Raw genomic sequence first — 23,238 nt, forward strand, 5'->3', positions numbered from 1 at the left:
AGCGGGAACGATGTCCGGGATCGATGGGATGCCCGGGCGTGGCCGTCACTCCGTGCTGTCCTCGTCGCGGTTCGCGTCGTCCGCGTGCGCACGCATGTAGCGCTCGATGCGCCGATCGGGTACGAGCCAGATCACGGCGACGGCGACGTAGGGAACCAGGCCGATCCACGGATCGATGAACGCCAACGCGATGCCCAGTAGGTACAAGACGATGGAGAGCCAACCCTTGACATCCCTACCGAGGGCTTCTTTGAGACGCTCTCCGCCTGGCCGACGCATGATGGTGCGCTGCAGCACGGTGTAGGCGATCGCGGCGGCGATCAGGTTGACGCCGTAGATCACGGTCGGAACCGTGGCGACGTTCGTCTGGGTCATCCACGCGGTGGTGAACGGGTAGAGCGAGAGCCAGAAGAGCAGGTGCAGGTTCGCCCAGAGGAGCCCGCCGTCGACATACGGCCGCAGCTGGAACATGTGGTGGTGGTTGTTCCAGTAGATGCCGATGTAGATGAAGCTCAGCACGTAGGTCAGCAGCCCGATGCCGCTGGTGTGCACCAGGTCGGCGAACGTCTTGCCCTCCGGCACTGCGAGGCCGAGCACCATGACAGTGATGATGATGGCCAGAACGCCGTCGCTGAACGCCTCGAGTCGTGATGACGTCATGTGCTGCCTCCCTGGTCTTGCACTCCGCTGAATCTCACCAGCTGCGGCACCCGCCACGCGAGGATGGCGACGAACGCGATCAGCAGCGCACCTGCTGCGCTCGCGGTCAGCGCGACCCCGATCAGGGAGGCGATTGCACCCAGCACGAGCGTCGAGACCGGCTGGATGCCGATCGCGAGCTCTTGCAGACCGAGGACCCTGCCGTGCAGCTCCGGTCCCGTCGTCAGCAGCAGGAGCGTGGTCTGCAGCACGTTGAAGGCGGCGCTGGCGAGCCCGACGAGACCCAGCATCACGAAGGCGACGGGGACGTTCGCGATGGACGCGAAGAGAATCCAGAACAGCGCCCAGGCGGCAGTGCCGAACACGAAGAGGGCGCCCTTGAACCTGAAGTCGCCGAGCGCGGCGATGATCAACGAGCCGATCAGGCCGCCAAGACCGCACACGGTGAGCAGGGCGCCGAGGCCTGCGGCGTTCAGATGGAACGAGTCCTGCGCGAAAACCGGCATGAAGGACTGATAGATCGGCCAGAGCAGAGTGTTCGCGGCGAACGTGATGAGGAGCACGGCCATCGTCAAGCGGTCGCGGCCGATGATCCGCATGCCGCTGACGACCATCCGGAGCACGGGCTGCCCCTCGTATGGCGGGTTCGGCACACCACGCAGCGGGATCATCAGCGCGAACGAGATGAGATACCAGCCGACAGAGACCCAGAGTGCGGCCGGCGCACCGATCGCGGCGATCAGCACCCCGCCGATCGCCGGACCGATGACCTGAGTGGAGTTCATGGCCAGGGCGTTCAGCGCGTTCGCGTTCGACAGGTTCTCGGAGCCGACGAGGTCGAGCACCAGTGACGCCCGCGCCGGCTGCGAGGGAGACTGCGCGAGGCCGATGGCGAATCCGCCGACCACGAGCATCCAGTACGACAGGATGCCCGCGCTCGCAAGTGCCCCGACGACGGAGACGGCGACGGTGGCCCATCCACACGCGATCAGCAGCAGCCGAACCCGGTTGTGCCGGTCGGCGAGAGCTCCCGCAACGGGACCGAGGAACATCGGCGACAGGCGAGCCGCTCCGAAGACGGCGACGAGCAGATCGGAGTGCGTCATCTCGAACGCCAGCCACGACATCACGAGGGTCTGGGTCCACACGCCGCCGAAGAAGAAGAGATTCGAGAACCACAGCAGCCGGAAGCGCGGATTGCCGCGTAGCGATGAGAACGGTCCGGCGAGCACCACTCCGAGACCTCGCCGCGCACGCTGCGCCTCAGCAAGCTGCTGCGCGGCTTCGCGGGTCACGGCGTCGGGTGTTCCTTGCTCGATCAGGTTGCGCGACGCGCACCTGGCCCCGCGAGTGGTCAGGAACCAACCTATCGGTGCTGAGGGATCGTCGGGGTTTCGAGACGCGCGCCTGCAGCGCGCTCCTCAACCCGCGGAAAAGGGAGCGTCCGCGATCTGAGCCCGCCTGTTAGCGCGTGGAGAGACTGCGGAGGGCGGCCTCTGCCGCGACCCAGGGGAGCATGGCGCACTTGACGCGGGCCACGTACCGCGACGCACCCTGGAACACCACCGCGTCGCCGAGCAGATCCTCGTCGCCCTCGAGCTGACCGCGTGAGTGCATCATGGTGCGGAACGACTCGATGCGCTCGGAGAGGTGCTCGGGAGTGTCGTCGTCGACCACGCTCGCGAGGATCGACGCTGATGCCTGTGAGATGGAGCATCCATGCCCCTCCCACGTGATCTCGCGGATGCGTCCATCGGCTCCGGGCTGCAACTGGAGGGTGACCTCGTCGCCGCACGTCGGGTTCACCTGGTGCGACTGCGCGATGGCGCCCTCGACCAGATGGCGGCCGTGCGGGTGCTTCGAGTGGTCGAGGATCAGCTCCCGGTACAGGTCTTGCAGTCCGGTCGGCTGGATGTCGCTGCTGCGCTGCGGCTGGCTCATGCGCCCGCCCCCTCGCGGTCGGCTCCGAAGAATTCGCGCACCGTCGCCAGCCTGTCGATCGCGAGATCGATCTCGGCCGTCGTGTTGTAGAGGTATGTGCTGATGCGCGTCGTCGCGGTGACGCCGAACCTGCGGTGCAGCGGCTGCGCGCAGTGATGGCCGACGCGCACGGCGATGCCCACGTCATCCAGATACTGGCCGACGTCGTGGGCGTGAACACCGTCGACCGTGAAGCTGACGAGGCCAGAGCGCTCGTCGGCGTTCTTCGGTCCGAGAACGTGCACGCCCGGCAGCTCATCGAGTCCGCGCAGCAGGTGGCCGGTGAGGTGCTGCTCGTGCTCGTGGATACGTGCAACGCCCACGTCGCGCAGGTAGCGCACCGCCTCGGCGAGCGCGATCGCCTGGGAGACCTGCTGCGTTCCGGCCTCGAAGCGCTGGGGCGACGGCAGGTACTCGGCACCCTCGAGAGTGACGGTCGTGATCATCGAACCGCCGGTGAGGAACGGGGGAAGGGCGTTCAACAGCTCGGAGCGCCCGTAGAGCACCCCGATGCCGTTCGGACCGAGCATCTTGTGGCCGGAGAAGGCGGCGAAGTCCACCCCGAGGGCGACGACGTCGACGGGCATGTGCGGCACGGACTGGCAGGCGTCGAGCACGACGAGCGCTCCCACCTCGTGGGCGAGCCGCGCGAGATGCGAGACGGGATTCACCGTGCCGAGAACGTTCGAGACGTGGGTGAAGCACACCAACTTCGTGCGCTCGCCGATCAGCTCCTCCGCCTGATCGAGTCGCAGGTGGCCGTCATCCGTGATCCCGATCACACGAAGCATCGCGCCGGTACGTGCGGCGAGCTCCTGCCACGGGATGAGGTTGGCGTGGTGCTCCATCTCGGTCACGACGATCTCGTCGCCGGGGCCGAGGCGGAAGCGCTCAGACACCGAGCCGCCTCGGCCGAGGCTCGCGTTCGAGATGGCGTAGGCGACGAGGTTCAGTGCCTCGGTGGCGCCCGAGGTCCAGACCACCTCGTCGGGCTGGGCGCCGATGAAGGCGGCGACGGCAGCCCTGGCATCCTCGAACAACTCGGTCGCTTCCGCGGCGAGGGTGTGGGCGCCGCGGTGCACTGCGGCGTTCTTCGTGAGCAAGAAGTCGGTCTCGGTCTCGAGAACGGTGATGGGACGCTGCGCGGTGGCGCCGGAGTCGAGATAGACGAGCGGATGACCGTTCACCGACTCGTCGAGCAGCGGAAAGTCCTGCCGCAGGCGCTCGAAATACGAGTCGGAGATGAGCACCGGCGTTCGCCCGGTGGTCATCCCGGTCGTCGTGTTTCCCGTGCCTGTACCCATCGCCGCGTTCATCTCCATGTCGCACGCGAGCCTACCCAGCGGCGCTCAGAAGCGCAGAGGTGTTACGGGCACCACGTCGTAGGTGAGCACGGCGAACCGTCCCACCTGCTCGACGGACTCCAGCCGCAGCCTGTCGCTGAGCACGGTGCGGGGCAGCAGGGGTGCACCCGCAGCGAGGAAGACGGGGGCGACCGAGAGCACGATGCGATCCAAAGCCCCGACATCTAGGAACTGACCGACGAGGTCGCCGCCGCCCTCGACCCAGACGTGCTTCTCGCCGGCCGCGTCACGGATGACCTGCAGCTGAGCCTGCACCGGGCCGCTCACCACCCGCACGTTCGCTCCGCGAGGGATCGGCAGCTCACGTGTCGAGAAGACGAACGTCGGGCGTGAGCCGAAGTAACCCTGCCACTTCTCGGGTTCGGCGAGCACGTTCTCGTGGTCGAGCACCCACTCGTAGGTGGTGGACCCCATCACCAACGACCCGATCGAGTCGAGGAAGGCGTCCATGGGCGGCTCCTCGCCGCCGACGTCGAACAGCCATTGAAGCGAGTTCTGCAGATCGGCAAGGTAGCCGTTCACCGTCGTGGCCGTGTTGAAGATGATCGCCATGGCGCCAGCATGCCAGCGGCCACCGACACGCTGCCGCGACTCATCAGCCGATCACCAGCCGAGTTCGCCTGCGTCCTCCTGGTAGGTGCCGGTCGGGCCGTCAGGTCCGATCGTCGCCCAACGCACGACGACCTCCGCGCTGACCTCCACGGGGCGGCCGGGGTGGGCGGTGCCGCCCAGTTCCGTCGCGGTGATTCCCGGCTCGAGGGCGTTGAACTTCACCTCGGGGATCGCCTTCGCGTACTGCAGCGTGAGCATCGAGACGGCGGCCTTGCTGGCGCCATAGACGATCGACGGGTAGTTGAACGCGGGACGCTCGGGGTTGGTCACGGCCCAGAACGAGCCCAGCGCGCTGGAGATGTTCACCACGACGGGGTTCTCCGACTTGCGCAGCAGGGGGAGCGCTGCCTCCGTGACACGCACGATGCCGACGGCGTTCGTGTCGAAGACCTCGAGCGCCTCCGGCCCGGTCCGTCCGACCAGTCCGATGCCTGCATTGTTAACGAGCACGTCGAGCCCGCCATCCGCCTCGATGGAGGCGAGCGCGGCCGTGACGGAGTCGTCGTCTGTGACGTCAAGCTGCACGAACCTCGCGCCGAGCTCGTCGGCTGCCGCTCGGCCGCGTCCTTCGTCGCGGGATCCGAGGTAGACGGTGTGCCCTGCTGCGATGAGCTGACGGGCGGTTTCTTTGCCGAGGCCCTTGTTGGCCCCGGTGATGAGTGTTGTTGTCATGTCTCGAGCATCGGCCGGCACCGCGATCGGAGGCAGTCGTCCCGTTGTCGTAGGACTGCCGTTACCACGACAGGGCCGCGTCATCCGCGCAGACTGGAACGGTGGAGAACAGCGAGTTCGGGCCGGCGTTGCGGCGATGGCGGGAGCGGGTCGGCCCCGAGACGGTGGGCATCCCCGTCTCCGGTCGCCGTCGTGCGCCTGGCCTGAGGCGCGAGGAGCTCGCAGGGCTCGCCGGCATCTCCGTCGACTACCTGACCCGGCTGGAACAGGGGCGCGCAACGTCACCGTCACCGCAGGTGGTGGAGTCCCTGGCGCGCGGGCTGCGGCTCTCCGACACCGAGCGCGAGCTCATCTTCCACCTCGCCGGACTCGCCGCACCGGGGCGTGGAGTCATCTCGTCGCGGATCGCCCCCAGCGTGCAGCGACTGCTCGACAGGTTGCAGGGCACCCCGGTCGCCGTCTTCGACGCCATGTGGAACCTCGTCGTGTGCAATGGGCCGTACCGCGCGCTGATGGGCGAACAGGCCACGCGTGGCGTCGAGCGCAACGCGGTCTGGCGCAACCTCGTCGGGCCCGGTAATCGTTCGGAGCAGACCGCAGAGGAGAAGGCCGAGTTCGAGGCCGCCATGGTGGCCGACCTGCGGCTGACGGCGTCCCGCTATCCGGCCGACCGCGAGCTCGGCAGGCTGATCGACATACTGCGCAACGACAGCCCGCGCTTCGTCGAGCTGTGGGACTCCGCCTCGGTCGCGCCGCATCGCGAACAGGCCAGGCACAAGATCGTGCAGCATCCCGCCGTCGGTCGCATCGCCCTCGACTGCGACACCCTCACCGTCGCCGGCGACGATCTGCGCATCATGGTCTACACCGCGGAGCCCGGCACGGATGACTCGGAGCGACTCGCGCTCGCCGTGGTGCTCGGAACACAGGAGCTGGTCGAGTGAGGTCTAGAAGGCCGGCTCGCTCAGGACCTGCTGCAGCACTGTCGCCTCGCTGATGTCGTCGCGCTTCGAGGCGGTGAGCAAAGTCAGGGTGCCGTCGGCCGCCAGCGAGCGCAGCGAGCCGAGCGCCTCTGCGCGCTCCGGGGCATCCAACTCGGCGCGATAGCGTCCGGCGAACTCGTCGAACTTCTCCGGATCGTGTCCGTACCACTGCCGAAGCTCGGGCGACGGGGCGACGTCCTTGCACCACTCGAACAGCGCAGCACGCTCCTTGCTGATGCCCCGGGGCCAGAGTCGATCGACAAGCACTCGCTTGCCGTCCGTCGCCTCCGGTGCATCGTAGATGCGCCGCACCTGAACCCTCGACGTGGTCATCCGGCCACCTCCCCCTCTTCCGCCACCGCTTCGCCCGGTGCATCAACGTTCTGCGCTGCCCGCAGCACATCCTCCAGCATGTCCTGCGTGAGACGGCCGGTGAAGGTGTTCTGCTGACTCACGTGGAAGCTCCCGAGAACGGTGATGGCACGGCCGTCCGGATGGGTCAACCGCACGACGGCTCCGTGCGCGAACCGCGGCCGCGGCCGGGGCACCAGCCATCCGCCCGCCGTCAGAACGGAGAACAGAGCCTGCCAACCGAACGCGCCGAGCACGACGATCGAGCGCAGCGTCGGCGCGAGCAGCTCGAGCTCCCGCACGAGGAACGGCGAGCAGGTGTCGCGCTCCAGCGGGGTCGGCTTGTTCGCGGGCGGTGCGCAGCGCACAGGAGCGGTCATCCGCACGTCGTACAGCTGCATGCCGTCGTCGGCATATGTCGAGTGCGGCTGGCTCGCAAGCCCCACGGCGTGCAAGGCGGTGAACAGGATGTCGCCACTGCGATCACCCGTGAACATCCGCCCCGTGCGGTTGGCGCCGTTCGCGGCGGGAGCCAGCCCGACGATCAGGATGCCCGCGTCGGCGGGCCCGAACCCGGAAACCGGCTTGCCCCAGTACTCCTCGTCGCGGAAGGAGGCCCTCTTGACGCGTGCGACCTCCTCGCGCCATTCGACGAGCCTCGGGCACGCGCGGCATGTCGTCACGAGCAGGTCCAGTTCCTGCAGACTCTGGGTCGCAGCGGCCGCGGACGGTGCGGTCTCCGCTGCGCGTGCCGAATCGAGGGGCGGGCTTGGCGGCATGGCTTCACGCTACGCTCGTGCCGTATCCACAGCATCCACCGAAAGGTCCCGCGATGTCGCTTGCCGAACTCCTCGTCACCCCTCTCGGCTGGGTGCTGCGCGGCAAGCACGCGAAGCCCGAGTTCAGCGTGCAGTTCGCATCTGAACTGTCTGGCGGCAGCACGCTGAAGGTGTCGTCCCCGGCGTTCGAGGACGGTCAGAGCATCCCGAAGCGGCACAGCGGTGTCGGCAGAGGCGACAACGTGTCGCCGGCCCTCGAGTGGACCGGCGCGCCGGAGGGCACGCGGCAGCTGCTGCTCATCATCGAAGACGTCGACGTGCCTCTCGCCAGGCCGATCGTCCATATGATCGCGCTGCTGGAGCCCGGCGATGACGGCGTTCGCGAGGGCGCGCTCACTCCGGGCAACCTCGCCGTGCACTACGTCCCCGCGTTCCACGGATGGCTCGCGTACCAGGGGCCGCGTCCCTTCCCCGGTCACGGTGCACATCACTACGGCTTCCACGTCTATGCGCTCGACACCGAGCTGGACTCGCACGGCATCGCAGGCCTCGAGCAGCTGCTTCCGCTCGTCGACGGCCATGTACTGGCATCCGGCGTGCTGATCGGCTGGCAGAAGGCGTAAGCGAAGGCGCTTCGAGACCGAGGCAGCACAGCCGCCTCGGCCCTGGCGTCGCGATGAAGACCCACCGAGGCTTCACTTTTGGCTCCAGGGCGCACGCGCGGGGTCACCGTGCATATCGTGAAGCATGACCCCTTTGCACAGCGGGCAGAGCCCCCTCCCAACGAGCCCTTCTTCATCGACGAGCGCCCCGGCGCCCCAGATCGGCACGCTCGGTGAGCTGAAGGCATCCGGTCACGTGCTGAAGCCGCTGCGAGTCGAGGTGCGCGACAACCTCCTCGCCAAACTGCGAGCCGGTGAAGATCCTTGGCCCGGCGTGCACGGCTTCGAGAGCACCGTCATCCCGCAGCTCGAGCGCGCACTGCTCGCCGGCCATGACATCGTGCTGCTCGGCGAACGCGGTCAGGGCAAGACGCGAGTGCTGCGCACGATCGGTGGCCTGCTCGACGAGTGGACCCCGGTGATCGCCGGCTCCGAGCTGGGTGAGCACCCCTATCAGCCGATCACGCACGCGTCGCAGCGCAGGGCGGCCGAGCTGGGCGACGCGCTTCCCGTCGAATGGAGGCACCGCAGCGAGCGCTATGTGGAGAAGCTGGCGACGCCCGACACCTCGGTCGCCGACCTGATCGGCGACGTCGACCCGATGAAGGTGGCTGAGGGAAGATCGCTCGGTGACCCGGAGACGATCCACTTCGGGCTCATCCCGCGCAGCCATCGCGGCATCGTCGCGATCAACGAGCTGCCCGACCTGGCTGAGCGCATCCAAGTGTCCATGCTCAACGTGATGGAGGAGCGCGACATCCAGATCCGCGGCTACGTGCTGCGGCTGCCGCTCGACGTTCTCGTCGTCGCGAGCGCGAACCCCGAGGACTACACGAACCGCGGCCGCATCATCACGCCGCTGAAGGACAGGTTCGGCGCGGAGATCCGTACCCACTACCCGCGGCAGCTGGAGGCGGAGATCGCGGTCATCCGTCAGGAGGCCGATCTCGTCGCCGACGTGCCAGATCACCTGATCGAGATCCTCGCCCGATTCACCCGCAACCTGCGTGAGTCGAGCTCGGTGGACCAGCGCAGCGGTGTCAGCGCCCGATTCGCGATCGCCGGTGCTGAGACGATCGCGGCCGCCGCCCTTCACCGCTCGACGTCACGGGGCGAGGATGACCCGGTGGCGCGCACCGTCGACCTGGAGACCGCCGTCGACGTGCTCGGCGGCAAGATCGAGTTCGAGACGGGGGAGCAGGGTCGCGAGTCCGAGGTGCTCACCCACCTGCTTCGCACGGCGACGGCCGACACCGTGCGTGCCCACCTGCGGGGTGTCGACTTCGGGCCGCTGGTCACCGCCATCGAGGACGGTGCGATGGTCGCGACCGGCGAACGCGTCACGGCGCGGGAGTTCCTCGAGGGTCTCCCCGTGCTCGGTGAGTCGCCGCTCTACGACGAGGTCGTCGAGCAGCTCGGCGCGAAGACCGACGGCGAGAGGGCCGCCGCAATCGAGCTGGCGCTCGAGGGTCTCTACCTGGCGCGCAAGATCGGCAAGGACACCGATGGCAGCGAGACGATCTATGGCTGAGCCCCAACGCGGACCGGTCAGCCGGTTCCATCGGTACGAGGGCGGCGATCCGCTGGCCCCGCCGGTCGATCTCGCCGAAGCGCTCGACGCCATCGGCGAGGACGTGATGGCGGGATACTCGCCGGAGCGCGCGCTGAACGAGTACCTCCGCAGAGGCGGACGCGACCAGCTGGGCCTGGACGACCTCGCACGCCAGGTGCAGGGCCGCCGCCGCGACCTGCTCCGCAGACACAACCTCGGTGGCACGCTGCAGGACATCCAGAAGCTCCTCGACCACGCGGTGCTGGAGGAGCGCAAACAGCTCGCACGCGATGTGGACATGGATGACCTGGATCGCGACTTCGCCGAGATGAGGCTCGAGAACCTTCCCACCTCCACCTCGGCGGCCGTGAACGAGCTGGCGGACTACGACTGGCGCTCGTCGCAGGCCCGTGCCGACTACCAGAAGATCAAGGACCTGCTCGGGCAGGAGCTGCTCGGTCAGCGGTTCGAGGGCATGAAGCAGACCCTGCAGAACGTCTCGGACGACGACCGCCAGGCCGTGAACGAGATGCTCTCCGACCTCAACGACCTGCTCGACAAGCACCGTCGGGGCGAGGACACGCAGCAGGACTTCGACGACTTCATGCAGAAGCACGGCGACTACTTTCCCGAGCAGCCGCAGAACGTCGACGAGCTGATCGACGCGCTCGCCGCGAGGTCGGCGGCGGCGCAGCGCATGCTCAACTCGATGACTCCGGAGCAGCGCGAGGAGCTGATGGGACTGTCGCAGCAGGCGTTCGGCTCCCCGCAGCTCATGCAGTCCCTCTCCCAGCTCGACGACAACCTCAGGGCCCTGCGGCCCGGCGAGGACTGGTCGGGCTCCGAGCGTTTCGACGGAGACGGCCCGCTCGGGCTCGCGGAGGGCGCCCAGGTGATGGCGGATCTCGCCGACCTCGACGAGCTCTCTGAGCAGCTGTCGCAGGCGTACGACGGTGCTCGGCTCGACGACATCGACCTCGACAAGCTCGCAGGACAGCTCGGCGACGACGCCGCGGTGGATGCCCGCACCCTGCGCGAGCTGGAGCAGGCGTTGCGCGCCAACAACACGTTCCGGCGCGACTCGAACGGAAACCTCCAGCTCACGCCCAAGGCGATGCGGCAGCTCGGTCAGACGCTTCTGAAAGACATCGCGACGCGGATGTCCCGGCGCGCGGGGGAGCGCGACGTGCGGCTGGCAGGCGCCGCGGGCGAGGCATCCGGTGCGACGAAGCCGTGGGAGTTCGGCAGCACCGAGCCGTGGGACATTCCGCGCACCATCCTCAACGGCGTTCTTCGGCGAGCGGCAGGCGGCGACGGCAGGGCGATCGGGCTCGACGACATCGAGGTCAGCGAGACCGAGTCGCGAACACAGGCCGCCGTCGCACTGCTTGTCGACACCTCGTTCTCGATGGCGATGGATGGCCGCTGGGTGCCGATGAAGCGAACCGCCCTCGCACTGCACACCCTGATCCGCACGCGGTTCCGCGACGATCGGCTTCAGCTCATCGGATTCTCACGGCACGCGCAGGTGATGGAGATCGAGGAGCTCACCGGCCTCGATGCCATGTGGGACAAGGGCACGAACCTGCACCACGCGCTGCTGCTGGCCAACAGATACTTTCGCAAGAACCCCGACGCACAGCCCGTGCTGCTGGTCGTCACGGACGGCGAGCCGACGTCGCACCTCGAAGCGGACGGCAGCGTGCACTTCGCCTATCCGCCCCATCCGGTGACCGTTGCGCACACCGTCGACGAGTTGGATGTCTCGCAACGACTCGGCGCGCAGATCACGATCTTCCGCCTCGGTTCCGACCCGGGCCTTGCACGCTTCGTGGACGGACTCGCGCGGCGAGTCGGGGGTCGCGTCGTCGCACCGGAGCTCGACGACCTCGGGGTCGCCGTCGTGGACAGCTACCTCGGCTCGCGAGCGCCGAGGCCCGGCAGCACGACGGATGCCTGGGGATCGGTCGGACGCGATGGCATGTTCGGCGACCCGGGCTCCCAGTTCGGCTGGCGGGGGTTCTGGGTCGACGAGTGACTCACTGAGTCTCGAGCTGGTCGATCTCGTCGCGCAGCGACGACCGCCACTCCCTTGTCGACGACGCGCCGGCCACCGTGGGGGCGGAGCCGACGAGCAGCCTGCTGTACGGGTGGGCGGGGGACGAGATGACGTCGCGGGTGCTGCCGGAGTCGACGACGCGCCCGCGGTAGAGCACGACCACCCGGTCGGTGATGCCCGCGACCGAACCGAGGTCGTGCGAGATGAACAGCAGACCGACGTCGGGGCCCGCGAGTCTCTGCAGCAGCTCGAGGATCTGCACGCGGTTCGCGGAGTCCAGAGCGCTCACCGGTTCGTCGAGGATGAGCAGCGAGGGCTCCGTGATGAGCGCACGCGCGATGGCCGCCCGCTGCCGCTGACCTCCGGAGACTTGTCCGGGCAGCCGGTCGAGCAGGTCGGCATCCAGGAGTACCCGATCGAACTGCGTGTGCACCCGCTGCTCGATCTCGGCCCGTGAGAGGCCGCCGCGCACGAGAAGGGGCTCCGAGACGGACTGGCGAAGGGTCGCCTCGGGGTCGAGGCTGCGTAGCGGGTCTTGGAAGACGTAGTTGGCGACGCCCGCCCGACGGAACTCCCGCCGTTGCCTGGCGCTGAGGCGCGTCACGTCCTTGCCCTCGATCCGCACCGAGCCCTTGCTGGGGGAGACGAGGCCGAGCACGGTGCGGGCGAGCGTCGACTTGCCAGACCCCGTCTCGCCGATCAGTCCGACGATCTCGCCCCTCCGCACGGTGAGGTGCGCCTCGAAGAGCACCTGGCGGCGTGATGGGCCGCGTCCGTACGCGACGTCGATGCCCTCGACCCGCAGGAGCTCCGCCTGCAGAAGTTCAGTCACGAGATGCCTCCTCCTGGCCCAGGAACCGCTCGAGCCCGTACCGGTGGTGCTCGTCGAGCAGGAGACGCGTGTACTCGTGTTGGGGAGAGAAGAGCACCTCGTCGCGGGTGCCCTGCTCGACGACCTCACCGGCGCGCATGACGATGATCTTCGAGCACAGCTGTGCGACGACGGCGAGGTCGTGCGAGACGACGATGAGCGCGAGACCCAGGCGCTCCCGCAGGTCCGCGAGAAGGTCGATGATCTCCGCCTGCACCGTCACGTCCAACGCCGTGGTGGCCTCGTCGGCGATGAGAAGGGCCGGCTCGGATGCCACCGCCGCGGCGATGAGCGCACGCTGGAGCATCCCTCCCGACAGCTCGTGCGGGAACTGGTGGTGCACGTATTCGGGATCGCGGATGTGCATGGCCGCCAGCAGCTCGATCGAGCGCGTCCTGGCTTCGCGTCGGCCCATGCCCTTCTTGACGCGAAGCACCTCCTCGACCTGCTTGCCGACGGTGATCGACGGGTTCAGGTACGACGCCGGGTCCTGGAACACGGCGGCGATGCCGGTGCCGCGCAGTCGCACCCAATCCCGTTTGGAGAGGGTGCGCACGTCACGGTCGAAGAGGCGAACGTCGCCTCCGACGATCTCGAACAGCTCGGGCAGCGCGCCGAGCAGCGCTCGACAGGTGATGGTTTTGCCGCTCCCCGACTCGCCGACGATTCCGATCACCTCGCCCGGTACCAGCGTGAACGAGATGCCCGAGACCGCGTTCGTCTCGGCGTAGTGGTTGTGGATCGTCAGGTTCTCGACCTCGACCACGAAGGAACTCGCGTCCGACATCCCTCATCCCTCCTGCACGGTTCGGACGACGGGGCGGCGAGAGCGCCTGCGAAGTGCGCGCTTCTTCTGCAAGACACGGCCGCCTTCGCCCGAGGAGTCCCTGATGACGTCCGCGAGCAGGTTGAGCGCCAGCACCGTGAGCACGATCAGCGCGATGGGGAAGATCGGCGCATAGGGCTGGTAGGCGAGGTACCCCACGTCGGAGGCGAGCATGCCACCCCACGTGGGCGCAGGGGGCTGCACCCCGATGCCGAGGAACGTGAGGCTGGCGACGATGACGAGCCCGGTCCCTGCGGCGCTCGCCGCGGCGATGCCGAGCGGAGCGATCACCTTGGGGAGCACGTGCTTGCGCAGGATCCACGTCGCCGAGGCACCGGTGAGTGCGGCCGCCTCCACGTACTGCGACGTCGAGACCGGCAGGGCCGCGGCACGCACGACGCGGTAGACCATGGGCGAGAGCAGGATGCCGACGCTCACCATCGCCTGCGTCATCCCGTTTCCGAGGAGCGCCGTCATGGCGACCGCGAAGACCAGGAACGGCAGCGCGATCAGCGTGTCGACGAGGCGCAGGGTCACCCACTCGAACGTGCGCCCGAGGTACACGGACAGCAGCCCGGGAACTGACCCGACCACGAGGGCGATCCCGGCGACCTCGACGGCGCCGAGCACGCTCACGGGCGCTCCGGACAGCAGCCTGCTGAGCACATCGCGACCGAGGTAGTCGGTGCCGAGCGGATGAGCCGTGGAGGGTGCGGCGAGCACGCTGCCGCTACCGGCGAGCGGGTCGTGCGGTGCCACGAGCGGGCCGACGATGCCGATCACGAGAACGCCGAGCAGGATGACCACCGAGACCCATGCCGTCGGCATCCGCACCAACCGCGCGACCACCTCAGACCCCTCTCGCCGCGGACGGGACGATGCGGTTCAGCAGCACGTTCACGATCAGGTTGAACACGACGACGATGACGATCGAGACGACGAGCACGCCCTGCACCGACGGAACGTCGCCGTGCAGCGCCGACTGGCTGGCGAACACCCCGTAACCCGAGAGCGCGAAGATCGTCTCGGTCACGACGGCGCCGCCGAGCAGGTTCGGCAAGTGCAAGCCGATCAACGCGAGCGACGGGCCGGCCGCATTCCGGAAGACGTGCACGAAGAACACCCGCCGCGGTGCGAGCCCCCTGAGGGTGGCGCCCAGAACATAGTTCTCCTGGTACGCGCTCACGATGCCTGCCCGAAGCTGCCTGGCGATGGCGGCGACCGTGTCGAGGCTGAGCGCGATGGCCGGCAGGATGATGTGCGTGAACCACGGCCCGAACCCGGCGCTCGGCGGCACGTAGCCGGCCGAGGGAAGCACGTTGAGGCTCACCGCGAACACCGCGATCAACGCGATGCCGACGGCGAACGGCGGCAGCACCGAGGCGAACGACACGAACGCCGTGATGATGCGGTCGAGCAGCGACGTGGCGGTGAGCGCAGCGATCACGCCGAGCAGCACCCCGAAGGTGATGCCGATCAGGAGCGCGAGGCCCGCGACGGAGAGGCTGATGGCCATGCGCTGCCCGATGAGCTCGCTCACCGGCACCCCGCTCAGCCAGCTCGTGCCGAGGTCGCCGTGCAGTACACCGCCGAACCACGTGAAGTAGCGCTCGATCACCGGTTGGTCCAGGCCCCACTGGTGGTTAAGCCTGGCGACCGCCGCAGGAGTCGCGGCCTCGCCCAGTTGCACGTATGCAGGACTCAGGCCGGTCAACGCTCCGAGCAGGAAGGTGATGAAGGTGCCAACCAGGAAGACGGGCACGAAGATCGCCAACGGACGCAGGATGGCGAGCCCGACCCGCTTCGCGCCCAGGAGCGCAACGCGATTGCCCGGCGCGCGAACCCTGGTGCTCGAAGGGCCTGCGAGAAGCTCCGCCTCGGCCGTCACGGCGTGCCGCCGCCGATCGTCACTCCGGTCCAGCTGTAGTAGGCGGGGATCTTCGGCAGCGTCGAGACGGACTTCGCCTTGGCGACGATGTTGGGCACGCTGTCGGTGAACACGAGTCCCGTGGTCGCGAGGCCTGCGCGGGTCGCCGCCTTGATGTTCGCCGCGTAGTCGGGGGAGTCGAGCGGCGTGGCCAGGGCCTTCGAGACGGCCGCTTCGAACGCGGTCCCGCCGTCGACGCCGCTGGAGTTCAGTGCGCCCTGAGCACCGAAGTGCGCTTGGAGCGTCTGGATGGGCGAGTCCCTGCCCGTCGTGCCGTAGGACGACAGTGCATCCTTCTTCGCGAAGAACGAGGCGCCCCAGTTCGGGTCGACCTTCAAGACTGCGTTGATGCCGACCGCCTTCAGCTGCGACTGCAGCAGCTCGTTCTGCGGTGTGTCGGCCGAGACCACGAACGGCACCGTCAGGCCGGAAGCGTAGCCGGCCTCCGCGAGCAGCTTCTTGGCTTTCGCCGGATCGTAGGGGTAGGAGTTCGCGGACTGGTCGTCGTAGGCGATGTAGCCCTTCGGGAACGGCTGGGTCGTCGATTCGCCGTATCCGAAGTCCACCTGCTTGACGATCTGGTCGCGATCGATCGCGTACTTGACCGCTTCGAGCACCTTCGGGTTGTCGAACGGCGCCACCGCCCTGTTCACGCTGAGGTTGTTCGCGTTGAAGCCCGGCTGGAACACCACGTCGAGGTCGGCGGCCTGCGCGGCCTTGACCTGGCTCGACGGGATGTCGGCGAAGTTGTACACCCCGGTCTGCAGGCCAGAGACGATCGTCGCCGGGTCGGCGCCGAAGGTCAGCTCGACCTTCGCGATGTGGATGTTCGCAGCATCCCAGTACGCGGGATTCTTGACGAAGGTCGCCGACGAGCCCGGAACGATCTTCACGGGCTTGAACGGGCCTGCGCCGTCGGGGAAGGAGTTCAGTTTGTCCGGGGTGTCCTTCGGGTTCGTGATCTGCCCGACGCGTTGCGCGACGACCAGAGGTATCTGATAGTCGGGCTGGCTGAGGTGGAACACGACGTCGAGGTCGTTCGCGGCGTCGATGGATGCGACGGGGATGAGTCCTTCGCCGACGAGCGCCGAGTTCTTCTGCGTCTTGGCGCGCTCGAAGTACGCCTTGACCGCCGCCGCGTCGAGTGGTGAGCCGTCGTCGAACGTGAGGCCCTTGCGAAGGTGGAAGGTGACCTCGGTGCCGTTGGCGTTGTAGGTCCAGCTCGAGGCCAGGCCGGGCACGGCCTCGCCCTTCGTGTTCGTGTTGGTCAGCGACGCGTATGCGAGGCCGGTGATGCGGAATGCCGCACCACTGCCATCGACCACCGGGTCCCAGCTCGACGGCGCGTACGACGAGGCCCACTTGAGGGTGCCGCCGTCTGCGGCGCTCGCCTGACCGGTCGATCCGTTCGCGGAGCTGCAGGCCGCGAGCGCCGATGTCGCGAGCAGTGCTGCTGCGATCACTGCTGGCAGCCGGCGGAGGTTCCGTCGGCGCGGGGGCGCAAGATTCATGGTGGTCTCCGTGGTCGTTGTGTCGCGTCGTCAGGAGTCGTCGACGACTGCAGGTCTGGCCACGATGCTAGGAAGGCTTGGCATCCGTTCCCAGCGCTGTTACAAACTATGTCTCGTTTGTCACATTGCGTAATCGGCTTTTGTTTCGATCGCGTCCACCGCTCAATGGTTCTTAGACGTAGAGAGAGGCGAGGCAATGGCAGATCAGAAGAGGCAGCTCAAACTCGGGGCCGTACTCACCGGTGTCGGTGGGCCAGGCGCGCACGGCGCGTGGAAGGAGCCGGAGCTTCCGGGTGACGCGAGCGTCGACATCCGCTGGTACATCGAGCAGGCGCAGCGCGCAGAGGCAGCGAAGTTCGACCACATCTTCATCGTCGACAGCCAATTCATCACGCCGGATTCGCCCCCGCACTATCTCAACCGGCTCGAGCCGCTCACGCTCCTCTCCGCGGTGGCCGTCTCGACCGAGAACATCGGCCTGGTCGGCACGCTGACCACCTCGTACAACGAGCCGTTCAACGTGGCGCGCCGGTTCGCGTCGCTCGACCTGATCAGCAACGGACGAGCCGGATGGAACGTCGTCACGAGCGGAGACGAGGGCACGGCCCGCAACTACTCCCGCGACGAGCACTTCGACTACGACACCAGGTACGGCCGTGCGCTCGAGCACGTTCGGGTCGTGCAGGGTCTGTGGGACTCGTACGAGGACGACGCATTCCCGCGTGACAGGGACCGCGGCGTGTTCTTCGACGCGACGCGTCAGCACAAGCTGAACCACAAGGGCGAGTACTTCCGTGTCGAGGGACCGCTGAATATCGAGCGATCGGCTCAGGGCCAGCCGGTGATCTTCCAGGCAGGCGACTCGGAGCAGGGCCGCGATCTCGGCGCGGCGATCGGCGAGGGCATCTTCACCCACGCACCGTCGCTCGAGGCCGGCCAGCGGTTCTACGAAGACCTCAAGAAGCGGGCCGTGCGCTTCGGACGCAACCCCGAGCACGTGCTCATCGTGCCCGGTGTATCCATCGTCGTCGCGGACACCGACGCCCAGGCACAGGAGAAGGAGGACGCCATCCACACCGCCGACCAGGACTTCGGCAAGTCGCTGGCCCAGTTCGGCCGGTCGTTCGGCTGGCACGACTTCAGCCAGTACGACCTGGATGCTCCGTTCCCCGAGCTGCCCGACGATGTCGGTCAGCGCAGCTTCAAGACCTCCAGCGACAGGGTGCGCGGCTACGCCGCCGAGAACGGGCTGAGCCTGCGGCAGACGGTGCTGCACTTCACGAAGCCCAGCCGGTCGCCCTTCGTCGGCAGCCCGGTGACGGTGGCGAACGCCATTCAGGAGTGGTTCGAGTCGCGGGCGCTCGATGGCCTCAACTGGCACATTCGCACTCCGAGCGAGTTCGACCTGTTCGCGGGCGAGGTGCTGCCGATCCTGCAGGAGCGCGGCGTCTTCCGCACCGAGTACGAGGCGAGCACGCTGCGTGGAAACCTGGGTCTCCCCATCCCGCAGAACCGCCACACGGCGGAGCGCTTCGCAGCCGACCCGGCTGCGTAGCCCCGTCGCCCCCGCGCTACTCGACCAGCGGGTTATCCGAAGGCCTCGCGGCCGCTTCGTGCGGCGTCGGCGACCGCGACCGCGAGGCGGTCGAAGAGTTCGGGGTCGTTCTCGGGCAGCTGCATCGCAGACATCCTGATCATGTGGTGCGGCGGCTGCCCGACGTACGACTTCGAGGCGGCGCCGGCGATGATGCCGCCCGCGGCGAGTCGCACGAGTGCGGCGGTCTCGTCGGCCACCTCTACCCACGACACGATGTTCTGCACTCCGTCGTGAACCGTCAGTCCGTGCGCCCGAAGGGCGTCGCCGAGCAGGCGAGCGCGGGCGGCGTAGCGGACCCTGGCGTCGGCGACGCGGTCGTTCGCGTCGCGGTCGCGGATCAGATAGGCGAGCGTGTTCTGAAGGATGCGGCTGTTCGACCCGACGCCGTGGCTCCGGAGGGCGAGGGCACGGTCGAGGAGGCTCGTCGGACCGGCGAGCACCGAGGTGCGCACGTCGATGCCGTAGGCCTTGCAGTAGCTGCGCACGCGGAGCACGCGACCCTGCAGGTCACGACCGAGCGTCGGCGGCTCGTCGGCGGCGAGAGGCCCGATCGAGTCGTCTTCGACGACCCAGACGTGAGCGAGATCTGGATGCGCGAGGGCGGCGGCCAGCTCGTGGGCGCGCTCCTTCGTGACGACGTGGTCCGCAGCGTACGGTGCGCCCGGCTGGAACACGAACGCCGTGGCGCCCGCGGCGACGGCGTCGGCGAGGGATGACGGCAGCGGGCCGGACTCGTCGCACTCGACGGCCACCGGGGTCAGGTCGAGGTCGCGCAGTGTGTCGAGGAACCCGGGGGCTGCCGGCTCGTCAACGGCGATGGTGGAGCCAGGTGCGGCTGCCGCTGCCGTGGCGAGGAGGAGCGCCTCGGTTCCACCGCCCGCGGTCATCCATGCCTCGGCCGGGAACGGCCAGCTCGGAGCGACCGCGGTCTGCAGGCGCTCCGTCATGTACTCGCGGCCGAAGACGTTGAGGTTGCGTGCCGTCAGGCTGTCGAGCAGCGCGTCGCCGAGTTCGGGCTGCAGAGCGACGTCGGGAGCCCCTTGCTGGAAGTCGATCGACGACCAGTCCGAGATGGAGCGCGTGGGCGGTGCCGCCGAGCGGACGATAGTGCCACCGCGGCGTCGGGTCTCGATCAGTGCGAGGTCGCGCAGATGGTTCCAGGCCGACAGCACGGTTCCGACGCTGACCGATGCTGCGTGGGCGAGGTCGCGGATGGTCGGCAGCTGCGTTCCGGCCGACAGCTCGCCCGATGCGATGAGGGCTTCCAAGCCGGATCCGAGGGTCGAGGCGTTCGTCGCGTCGACCCTCTCGAGCAACCACTCGGGCGTCACGGCGACGGATTTGGCCTCGCTGACCGGCATCGCCTCTCCCGGGTGAATGTCATACGTCTTCAGGCGATTGTACCGGCCGACCTCTGCCGGAGGGTGAGCAACCGACGCGGCAGCACGGGACGTGGTGCGCCGAGCACCCTTGCCGAGAGGGCAGCCCGGGCTGTCGGCTGCGTTTTGTTACGGATGAATTGATACAGAACGTTGGACATGACTAAATATGTTTCACCAACCAGTGGAATGTTCCAGATCGGAGACAGCATGACGAGGGCGCTACTACAGGCCTCGGCCGTTCACACGTTCCGGAACACCGCGAAGGCACGTGGGGTCGTCGTCGTTTTTCCGGGCCGCGGCGAGTCGACCGAGCTCTACGAACGGCTGGGTGACCGGCTCTCCTACGACGGCTACGACGTCGTCGTCGCGCAACTGCCGGCGATCGATGAGATCGACGGCGAGTGGCTCGATCACGTGGTGGCCCCCGACGTGGTCGGGCAGAGTGCCGCAGACGAAGCCCGCATCACGCTCGTCGGGTCGGACTCGGGCGCCGTGATCGCCGCGCTGCTGGCATCGCGTTGGGGGGTCGATGCCCTGGTGCTTGGCGGGATCGGCGGCATCGACCATGTGTCAGACCACCAGACCGACGACGAACGCATCGCCGCTCGCACGTCATGTCCAGTACACCGCGGCCGGCTGGCAGCGGGAGCCGATCTCGGGGCGGTCGGTGAGCAGACGTTCGGGTTCGAGGTGGTGCGACGCCTGCAGGACGTCTCTCTCGACATCCCCACGCTCGCCGTGCACGGCGCCGACGATGCCATCACCCCGGTCGAGGCCGCAATCGATCTCTACCGGGCCGTTGCCGAGGATGCCGAGATCGTCGTTGTCGACGGTGGTGTGCACGATGCGCTCAACGATGTGACCCACCGAACGGTGAGCGCGGAGCTCGTGAAGTTCCTCGAACGAAAGGGCGGCCGGTCGATCATCCGTGCCGTCGCGCCCGCGACCACGGATGTCGCAGCGTGAGCGCCCCGAGCTCGCCGAGGCATCGCTCGGACCAGCATGGCTGGGCGGCCGCCACGAGGCAGGTTCACGCCGGCTTCGTGCCGGGAGCCGCCCAGAACACCTCGGTGGTGCCGATCTACCAGACCGCCGCCTACGAGTTCGACGACTACGAGACGGCGCGCGACATCTTCGCGCTGCGCAAGACCGGCAACCTGTACAGCCGAACAGCCAACCCGACGAACACCGTGCTCGAGAAGCGCGTCGCAGCGCTCGACGGCGGTGTCGCGGCTCTCGCGGTGGCGTCCGGCCAGGCCGCGACGACCGTCGCCCTGCTGGCGCTGGCGCGCACCGGAGGCCACATCGTGGCATCCAATCGCCTGTACGGCGGCACTGTCGACCTGCTCGGCGACACGTTCGCCGACTTCGGCATCACGACCACGTTCGTCGACCCCTCCGACGTCTCGGCCTGCGTCGCCGCCACCACCGATCGCACGCGCGCCTGGTTCGTGGAGTCGGTCGACAACCCCACCGGTCGCGTGCCGGAGCTGCGTGCACTCGCCGATGCCGCACACGAGCGCGACGTGCCCTTCGTCGTCGACAACACGGTGACGCCCTCGCTGCTGCGGCCGTTCGACTTCGGTGCAGACGTCGTCGTGTACTCAGCGACGAAGTTCCTCGGCGGCCACGGGTCGGCTCTCGCCGGCATCGTGGTGGATGGCGGAATCTTCGACTTCACAGCCCGCCCGGAGCGCTGGCCGCAGTTCACCACCCCGAGCTCCCGCTTCGGCGGCGTCACGTTCGCGACCGACCTGCCGGCGGGATCCAGCCCGTACATCACCTATGCGCGGGTGAAGTACGCACACGACCTCGGCCCGGCACTCTCCGCGCACAGTGCGTTCCTGATCCTGCAGGGCATCGAGACCCTCGACCTGCGCATCGGCCGTCAGACGGCGAGCGCTCTCGCGGTCGCCACCGCGCTGGCCGCGAGCCCGCGGGTCTCTGCGGTGCACTATGCGGGGCTGCCGTCTCACCCGGATCACGATCGGGCGACGAGGCAGCTCACGGCGGCGTCATCCGTCTTCTCGTTCGACCTCGCGGCAGGGGAGCAGGAGGTCGGCGCGTTCATCGACCGGCTTCGGCTGTTCTCCCTGGCCGCCAACATCGGGGATGCCAGAAGCCTGGTCATCCACCCGGCGACCACTACCCACAGCCGGTTCACCCCGCAGCAGCTTCAGGATGCCGGGTTCTCGCGCTCGACCATCCGGCTGTCGATCGGTCTCGAAGACCCCGACGACCTCGTCGCCGACCTGGAACAAGCCCTCGTCGCAGTGAAGGAGCCCGTGCTGCTATGAAGATCGGATACTGGACACCCGTCTACGGCGGCTTCCTGCGCAATGTGCGCGAGGAGGGCCGCATGGAGGCCACCTGGGAGTACATCAAGGAGGTATCGCAGCTGGCCGACCGGCTCGGCTACGACATCACCCTCGTCCCGGAGCTCTACCTCAACGACCGCAAGGGCGTCGACGCCCCGAGCCTCGAGGCGTGGTCGCTCTCCTCGGCAATCGCTGCGGTCACGGAGCGCCTTCGCATCATGACGGCGGTACGGCCGGGGTTCCACCTTCCGACCGTTGCGGCGAAGACCTCGGCGACGCTTCAGGACATCAGCGGCGACAGGTTCTCACTCAATGTGGTGTCAGCATGGTGGGCCGAGGAGGCCAAGCAGTACGGCGGCCAGTTCGCCTCGCACGACCAGCGCTACGTGCAGTCGCGCGAGTTCGTGGACGTGCTGCGGGGCATGTGGAGCGAGCAGCCCTACCGGCTCAAGGGCGACTTCTACGACGTCGAGGATGCCGTGCTCAGCCCGAAACCGCGGGTGGCGCCGCGCATCTTCGCCGGAGGAGAGAGCGAAGACGGTCGCGAGGCGATCGCCGGGTTCGCGGACGCGTACGTCATCCATGGCGGAACGCCCGACGAGGTGTCGGTGAAGATCGACGACGTGAACGCCAGGCGCAGACGGCTTCAGGGCGAGGACTTCGCCGAGGTCGGCATGGCCGCCTACGTCATCGTGCGCGACACGGAGGCCGAGGCGCAGGCGGAGCTGGAGCGGATTACCCGAGTCGATCCCGATTCGCCCGGCTATGCCTCCTTCGAGGAGTTCGTCGCGCACTCGCAGCTCGACGTCGAGGTGTCGAAGCGCGAGTACTCGGTCGGCACCCGTGGGCTGAGGCCGAACCTCGTCGGCACGCCAGAGCAGGTCGCCGAGCGCATTCGTGAGTTCGAGCGCGCAGGCGTCACCCTGCTGCTCGTGCAGGCGTCGCCGCTCGACGAAGAGCTCGAGCGCATCGCGACGAGCCTGTTCCCGCTGGTGGGAGACGTGCTGCAGGCAGCGCGCTGACCCCCATCCGAAGTGCCCGCGCGCCGGGTGCCGGTTAATAAGGGTTGCCTTACCTAACTTCTGCCGATAGTGTCGTGCCCGCGGGGCATCCGCATCCGTCAGACCTCGGG

At 68.0% G+C, this 23,238-nt stretch carries 22 protein-coding genes; 8 read left to right on the forward strand and 14 right to left on the reverse strand.

Annotated elements, in window-relative coordinates:
* Window positions 1-45: 45 nt before the first annotated feature.
* From ACYVDN_RS02685 to ACYVDN_RS02710, 6 genes are all read right to left on the reverse strand, one after another.
* Window positions 46-660 (reverse strand): TMEM175 family protein, encoded by a 615-nt coding sequence (locus ACYVDN_RS02685; RefSeq protein ID WP_460568182.1) that lies wholly within the window; start codon window positions 658-660, stop codon window positions 46-48.
* Complete coding sequence (locus ACYVDN_RS02690) at window positions 657-1,955, reverse strand: MFS transporter (protein WP_460568184.1); 1,299 nt, start codon at window positions 1,953-1,955, stop codon at window positions 657-659. The genes ACYVDN_RS02685 and ACYVDN_RS02690 overlap by 4 nt, the downstream gene beginning before the upstream one ends.
* Before the next feature lie 169 nt (window positions 1,956-2,124).
* The gene (gene sufU, locus ACYVDN_RS02695; protein WP_460568186.1) at window positions 2,125-2,601 is read right to left on the reverse strand and encodes an iron-sulfur cluster assembly scaffold protein; all 477 of its coding nucleotides are present in this window, start codon (window positions 2,599-2,601) and stop codon (window positions 2,125-2,127) included.
* Window positions 2,598-3,911 (reverse strand): aminotransferase class V-fold PLP-dependent enzyme, encoded by a 1,314-nt coding sequence (locus tag ACYVDN_RS02700; protein ID WP_460572210.1) that lies wholly within the window; start codon window positions 3,909-3,911, stop codon window positions 2,598-2,600. Before ACYVDN_RS02700 ends, sufU begins: the two co-directional genes overlap by 4 nt.
* A gap of 78 nt (window positions 3,912-3,989) precedes the next feature.
* A complete protein-coding gene (locus ACYVDN_RS02705) occupies window positions 3,990-4,556 on the reverse strand; it encodes a dihydrofolate reductase family protein (protein ID WP_460568188.1) in 567 nt (188 codons plus the stop codon).
* A gap of 51 nt (window positions 4,557-4,607) precedes the next feature.
* Complete coding sequence (locus tag ACYVDN_RS02710) at window positions 4,608-5,288, reverse strand: Rossmann-fold NAD(P)-binding domain-containing protein (protein WP_460568190.1); 681 nt, start codon at window positions 5,286-5,288, stop codon at window positions 4,608-4,610.
* 101 nt (window positions 5,289-5,389) lie between these two features.
* Here ACYVDN_RS02710 and ACYVDN_RS02715 point away from each other — a divergent pair, with 101 nt between their 5' ends.
* On the forward strand, window positions 5,390-6,232 hold the full coding sequence (locus ACYVDN_RS02715) for a helix-turn-helix transcriptional regulator (RefSeq protein WP_460568192.1): 843 nt from the start codon (window positions 5,390-5,392) through the stop codon (window positions 6,230-6,232).
* Between the two features lie 3 nt (window positions 6,233-6,235).
* On the opposite strand, the gene ACYVDN_RS02720 is transcribed toward ACYVDN_RS02715, so the two are convergent.
* Both ACYVDN_RS02720 and ACYVDN_RS02725 read right to left on the reverse strand, forming a co-directional pair.
* Complete coding sequence (locus ACYVDN_RS02720; protein ID WP_460568194.1) at window positions 6,236-6,604, reverse strand: DUF488 domain-containing protein; 369 nt, start codon at window positions 6,602-6,604, stop codon at window positions 6,236-6,238.
* Window positions 6,601-7,401, reverse strand: coding sequence for a uracil-DNA glycosylase (locus ACYVDN_RS02725; protein WP_460568196.1), 801 nt, complete (start codon window positions 7,399-7,401; stop codon window positions 6,601-6,603). The genes ACYVDN_RS02720 and ACYVDN_RS02725 overlap by 4 nt, the downstream gene beginning before the upstream one ends.
* A gap of 53 nt (window positions 7,402-7,454) precedes the next feature.
* Here ACYVDN_RS02725 and ACYVDN_RS02730 point away from each other — a divergent pair, with 53 nt between their 5' ends.
* From ACYVDN_RS02730 to ACYVDN_RS02740, 3 genes are all read left to right on the forward strand, one after another.
* A complete protein-coding gene (locus tag ACYVDN_RS02730; protein WP_460568198.1) occupies window positions 7,455-8,024 on the forward strand; it encodes a YbhB/YbcL family Raf kinase inhibitor-like protein in 570 nt (189 codons plus the stop codon).
* A 124-nt stretch (window positions 8,025-8,148) separates the two neighbouring features.
* A complete protein-coding gene (locus ACYVDN_RS02735) occupies window positions 8,149-9,594 on the forward strand; it encodes a magnesium chelatase (RefSeq protein WP_460568200.1) in 1,446 nt (481 codons plus the stop codon).
* Window positions 9,587-11,653 carry a vWA domain-containing protein gene (locus ACYVDN_RS02740; protein ID WP_460568202.1) on the forward strand — a complete coding sequence of 689 codons (2,067 nt, stop codon included), beginning with the start codon at window positions 9,587-9,589 and terminating at the stop codon, window positions 11,651-11,653. Before ACYVDN_RS02735 ends, ACYVDN_RS02740 begins: the two co-directional genes overlap by 8 nt.
* A 1-nt stretch (window position 11,654) precedes the next feature.
* Here ACYVDN_RS02740 and ACYVDN_RS02745 read toward each other — a convergent pair whose 3' ends face one another.
* From ACYVDN_RS02745 to ACYVDN_RS02765, 5 genes are read right to left on the reverse strand one after another with little or no spacing between them, the layout of a single operon-like run.
* Window positions 11,655-12,506 (reverse strand): ABC transporter ATP-binding protein, encoded by an 852-nt coding sequence (locus ACYVDN_RS02745; protein WP_460568204.1) that lies wholly within the window; start codon window positions 12,504-12,506, stop codon window positions 11,655-11,657.
* A complete protein-coding gene (locus ACYVDN_RS02750; RefSeq protein WP_460568206.1) occupies window positions 12,499-13,332 on the reverse strand; it encodes an ABC transporter ATP-binding protein in 834 nt (277 codons plus the stop codon). The genes ACYVDN_RS02745 and ACYVDN_RS02750 overlap by 8 nt, the downstream gene beginning before the upstream one ends.
* 3 nt (window positions 13,333-13,335) lie before the next feature.
* On the reverse strand, window positions 13,336-14,220 hold the full coding sequence (locus tag ACYVDN_RS02755; RefSeq protein ID WP_460568208.1) for an ABC transporter permease: 885 nt from the start codon (window positions 14,218-14,220) through the stop codon (window positions 13,336-13,338).
* A gap of 1 nt (window position 14,221) precedes the next feature.
* Window positions 14,222-15,259, reverse strand: a complete 1,038-nt coding sequence (locus ACYVDN_RS02760; protein WP_460568210.1) for an ABC transporter permease — start codon at window positions 15,257-15,259, stop codon at window positions 14,222-14,224.
* Complete coding sequence (locus tag ACYVDN_RS02765) at window positions 15,256-16,809, reverse strand: periplasmic substrate-binding domain-containing protein (RefSeq protein WP_460568212.1); 1,554 nt, start codon at window positions 16,807-16,809, stop codon at window positions 15,256-15,258. Before ACYVDN_RS02765 ends, ACYVDN_RS02760 begins: the two co-directional genes overlap by 4 nt.
* A gap of 196 nt (window positions 16,810-17,005) precedes the next feature.
* On the opposite strand from ACYVDN_RS02765, the gene ACYVDN_RS02770 reads away from it, so the two are divergent.
* The gene (locus ACYVDN_RS02770; RefSeq protein WP_460568214.1) at window positions 17,006-18,364 is read left to right on the forward strand and encodes an LLM class flavin-dependent oxidoreductase; all 1,359 of its coding nucleotides are present in this window, start codon (window positions 17,006-17,008) and stop codon (window positions 18,362-18,364) included.
* Between the two features lie 32 nt (window positions 18,365-18,396).
* Here ACYVDN_RS02770 and ACYVDN_RS02775 read toward each other — a convergent pair whose 3' ends face one another.
* Window positions 18,397-19,767 carry an aminotransferase-like domain-containing protein gene (locus ACYVDN_RS02775; protein WP_460568216.1) on the reverse strand — a complete coding sequence of 457 codons (1,371 nt, stop codon included), beginning with the start codon at window positions 19,765-19,767 and terminating at the stop codon, window positions 18,397-18,399.
* A 228-nt stretch (window positions 19,768-19,995) separates the two neighbouring features.
* On the opposite strand from ACYVDN_RS02775, the gene ACYVDN_RS02780 reads away from it, so the two are divergent.
* The 3 genes from ACYVDN_RS02780 to ACYVDN_RS02790 are packed head-to-tail and all read left to right on the forward strand — an operon-like array spanning window position 19,996 to window position 23,128.
* On the forward strand, window positions 19,996-20,754 hold the full coding sequence (locus tag ACYVDN_RS02780; protein ID WP_460568218.1) for an alpha/beta hydrolase: 759 nt from the start codon (window positions 19,996-19,998) through the stop codon (window positions 20,752-20,754).
* Window positions 20,751-22,085: an O-acetylhomoserine aminocarboxypropyltransferase/cysteine synthase family protein gene (locus ACYVDN_RS02785; protein WP_460568220.1), complete on the forward strand. Its 1,335-nt coding sequence runs from the start codon at window positions 20,751-20,753 to the stop codon at window positions 22,083-22,085. Before ACYVDN_RS02780 ends, ACYVDN_RS02785 begins: the two co-directional genes overlap by 4 nt.
* On the forward strand, window positions 22,082-23,128 hold the full coding sequence (locus tag ACYVDN_RS02790) for an LLM class flavin-dependent oxidoreductase (protein WP_460568222.1): 1,047 nt from the start codon (window positions 22,082-22,084) through the stop codon (window positions 23,126-23,128). Before ACYVDN_RS02785 ends, ACYVDN_RS02790 begins: the two co-directional genes overlap by 4 nt.
* Window positions 23,129-23,238: the final 110 nt, after the last annotated feature.

The organism is Humibacter soli (genome assembly GCF_054779035.1).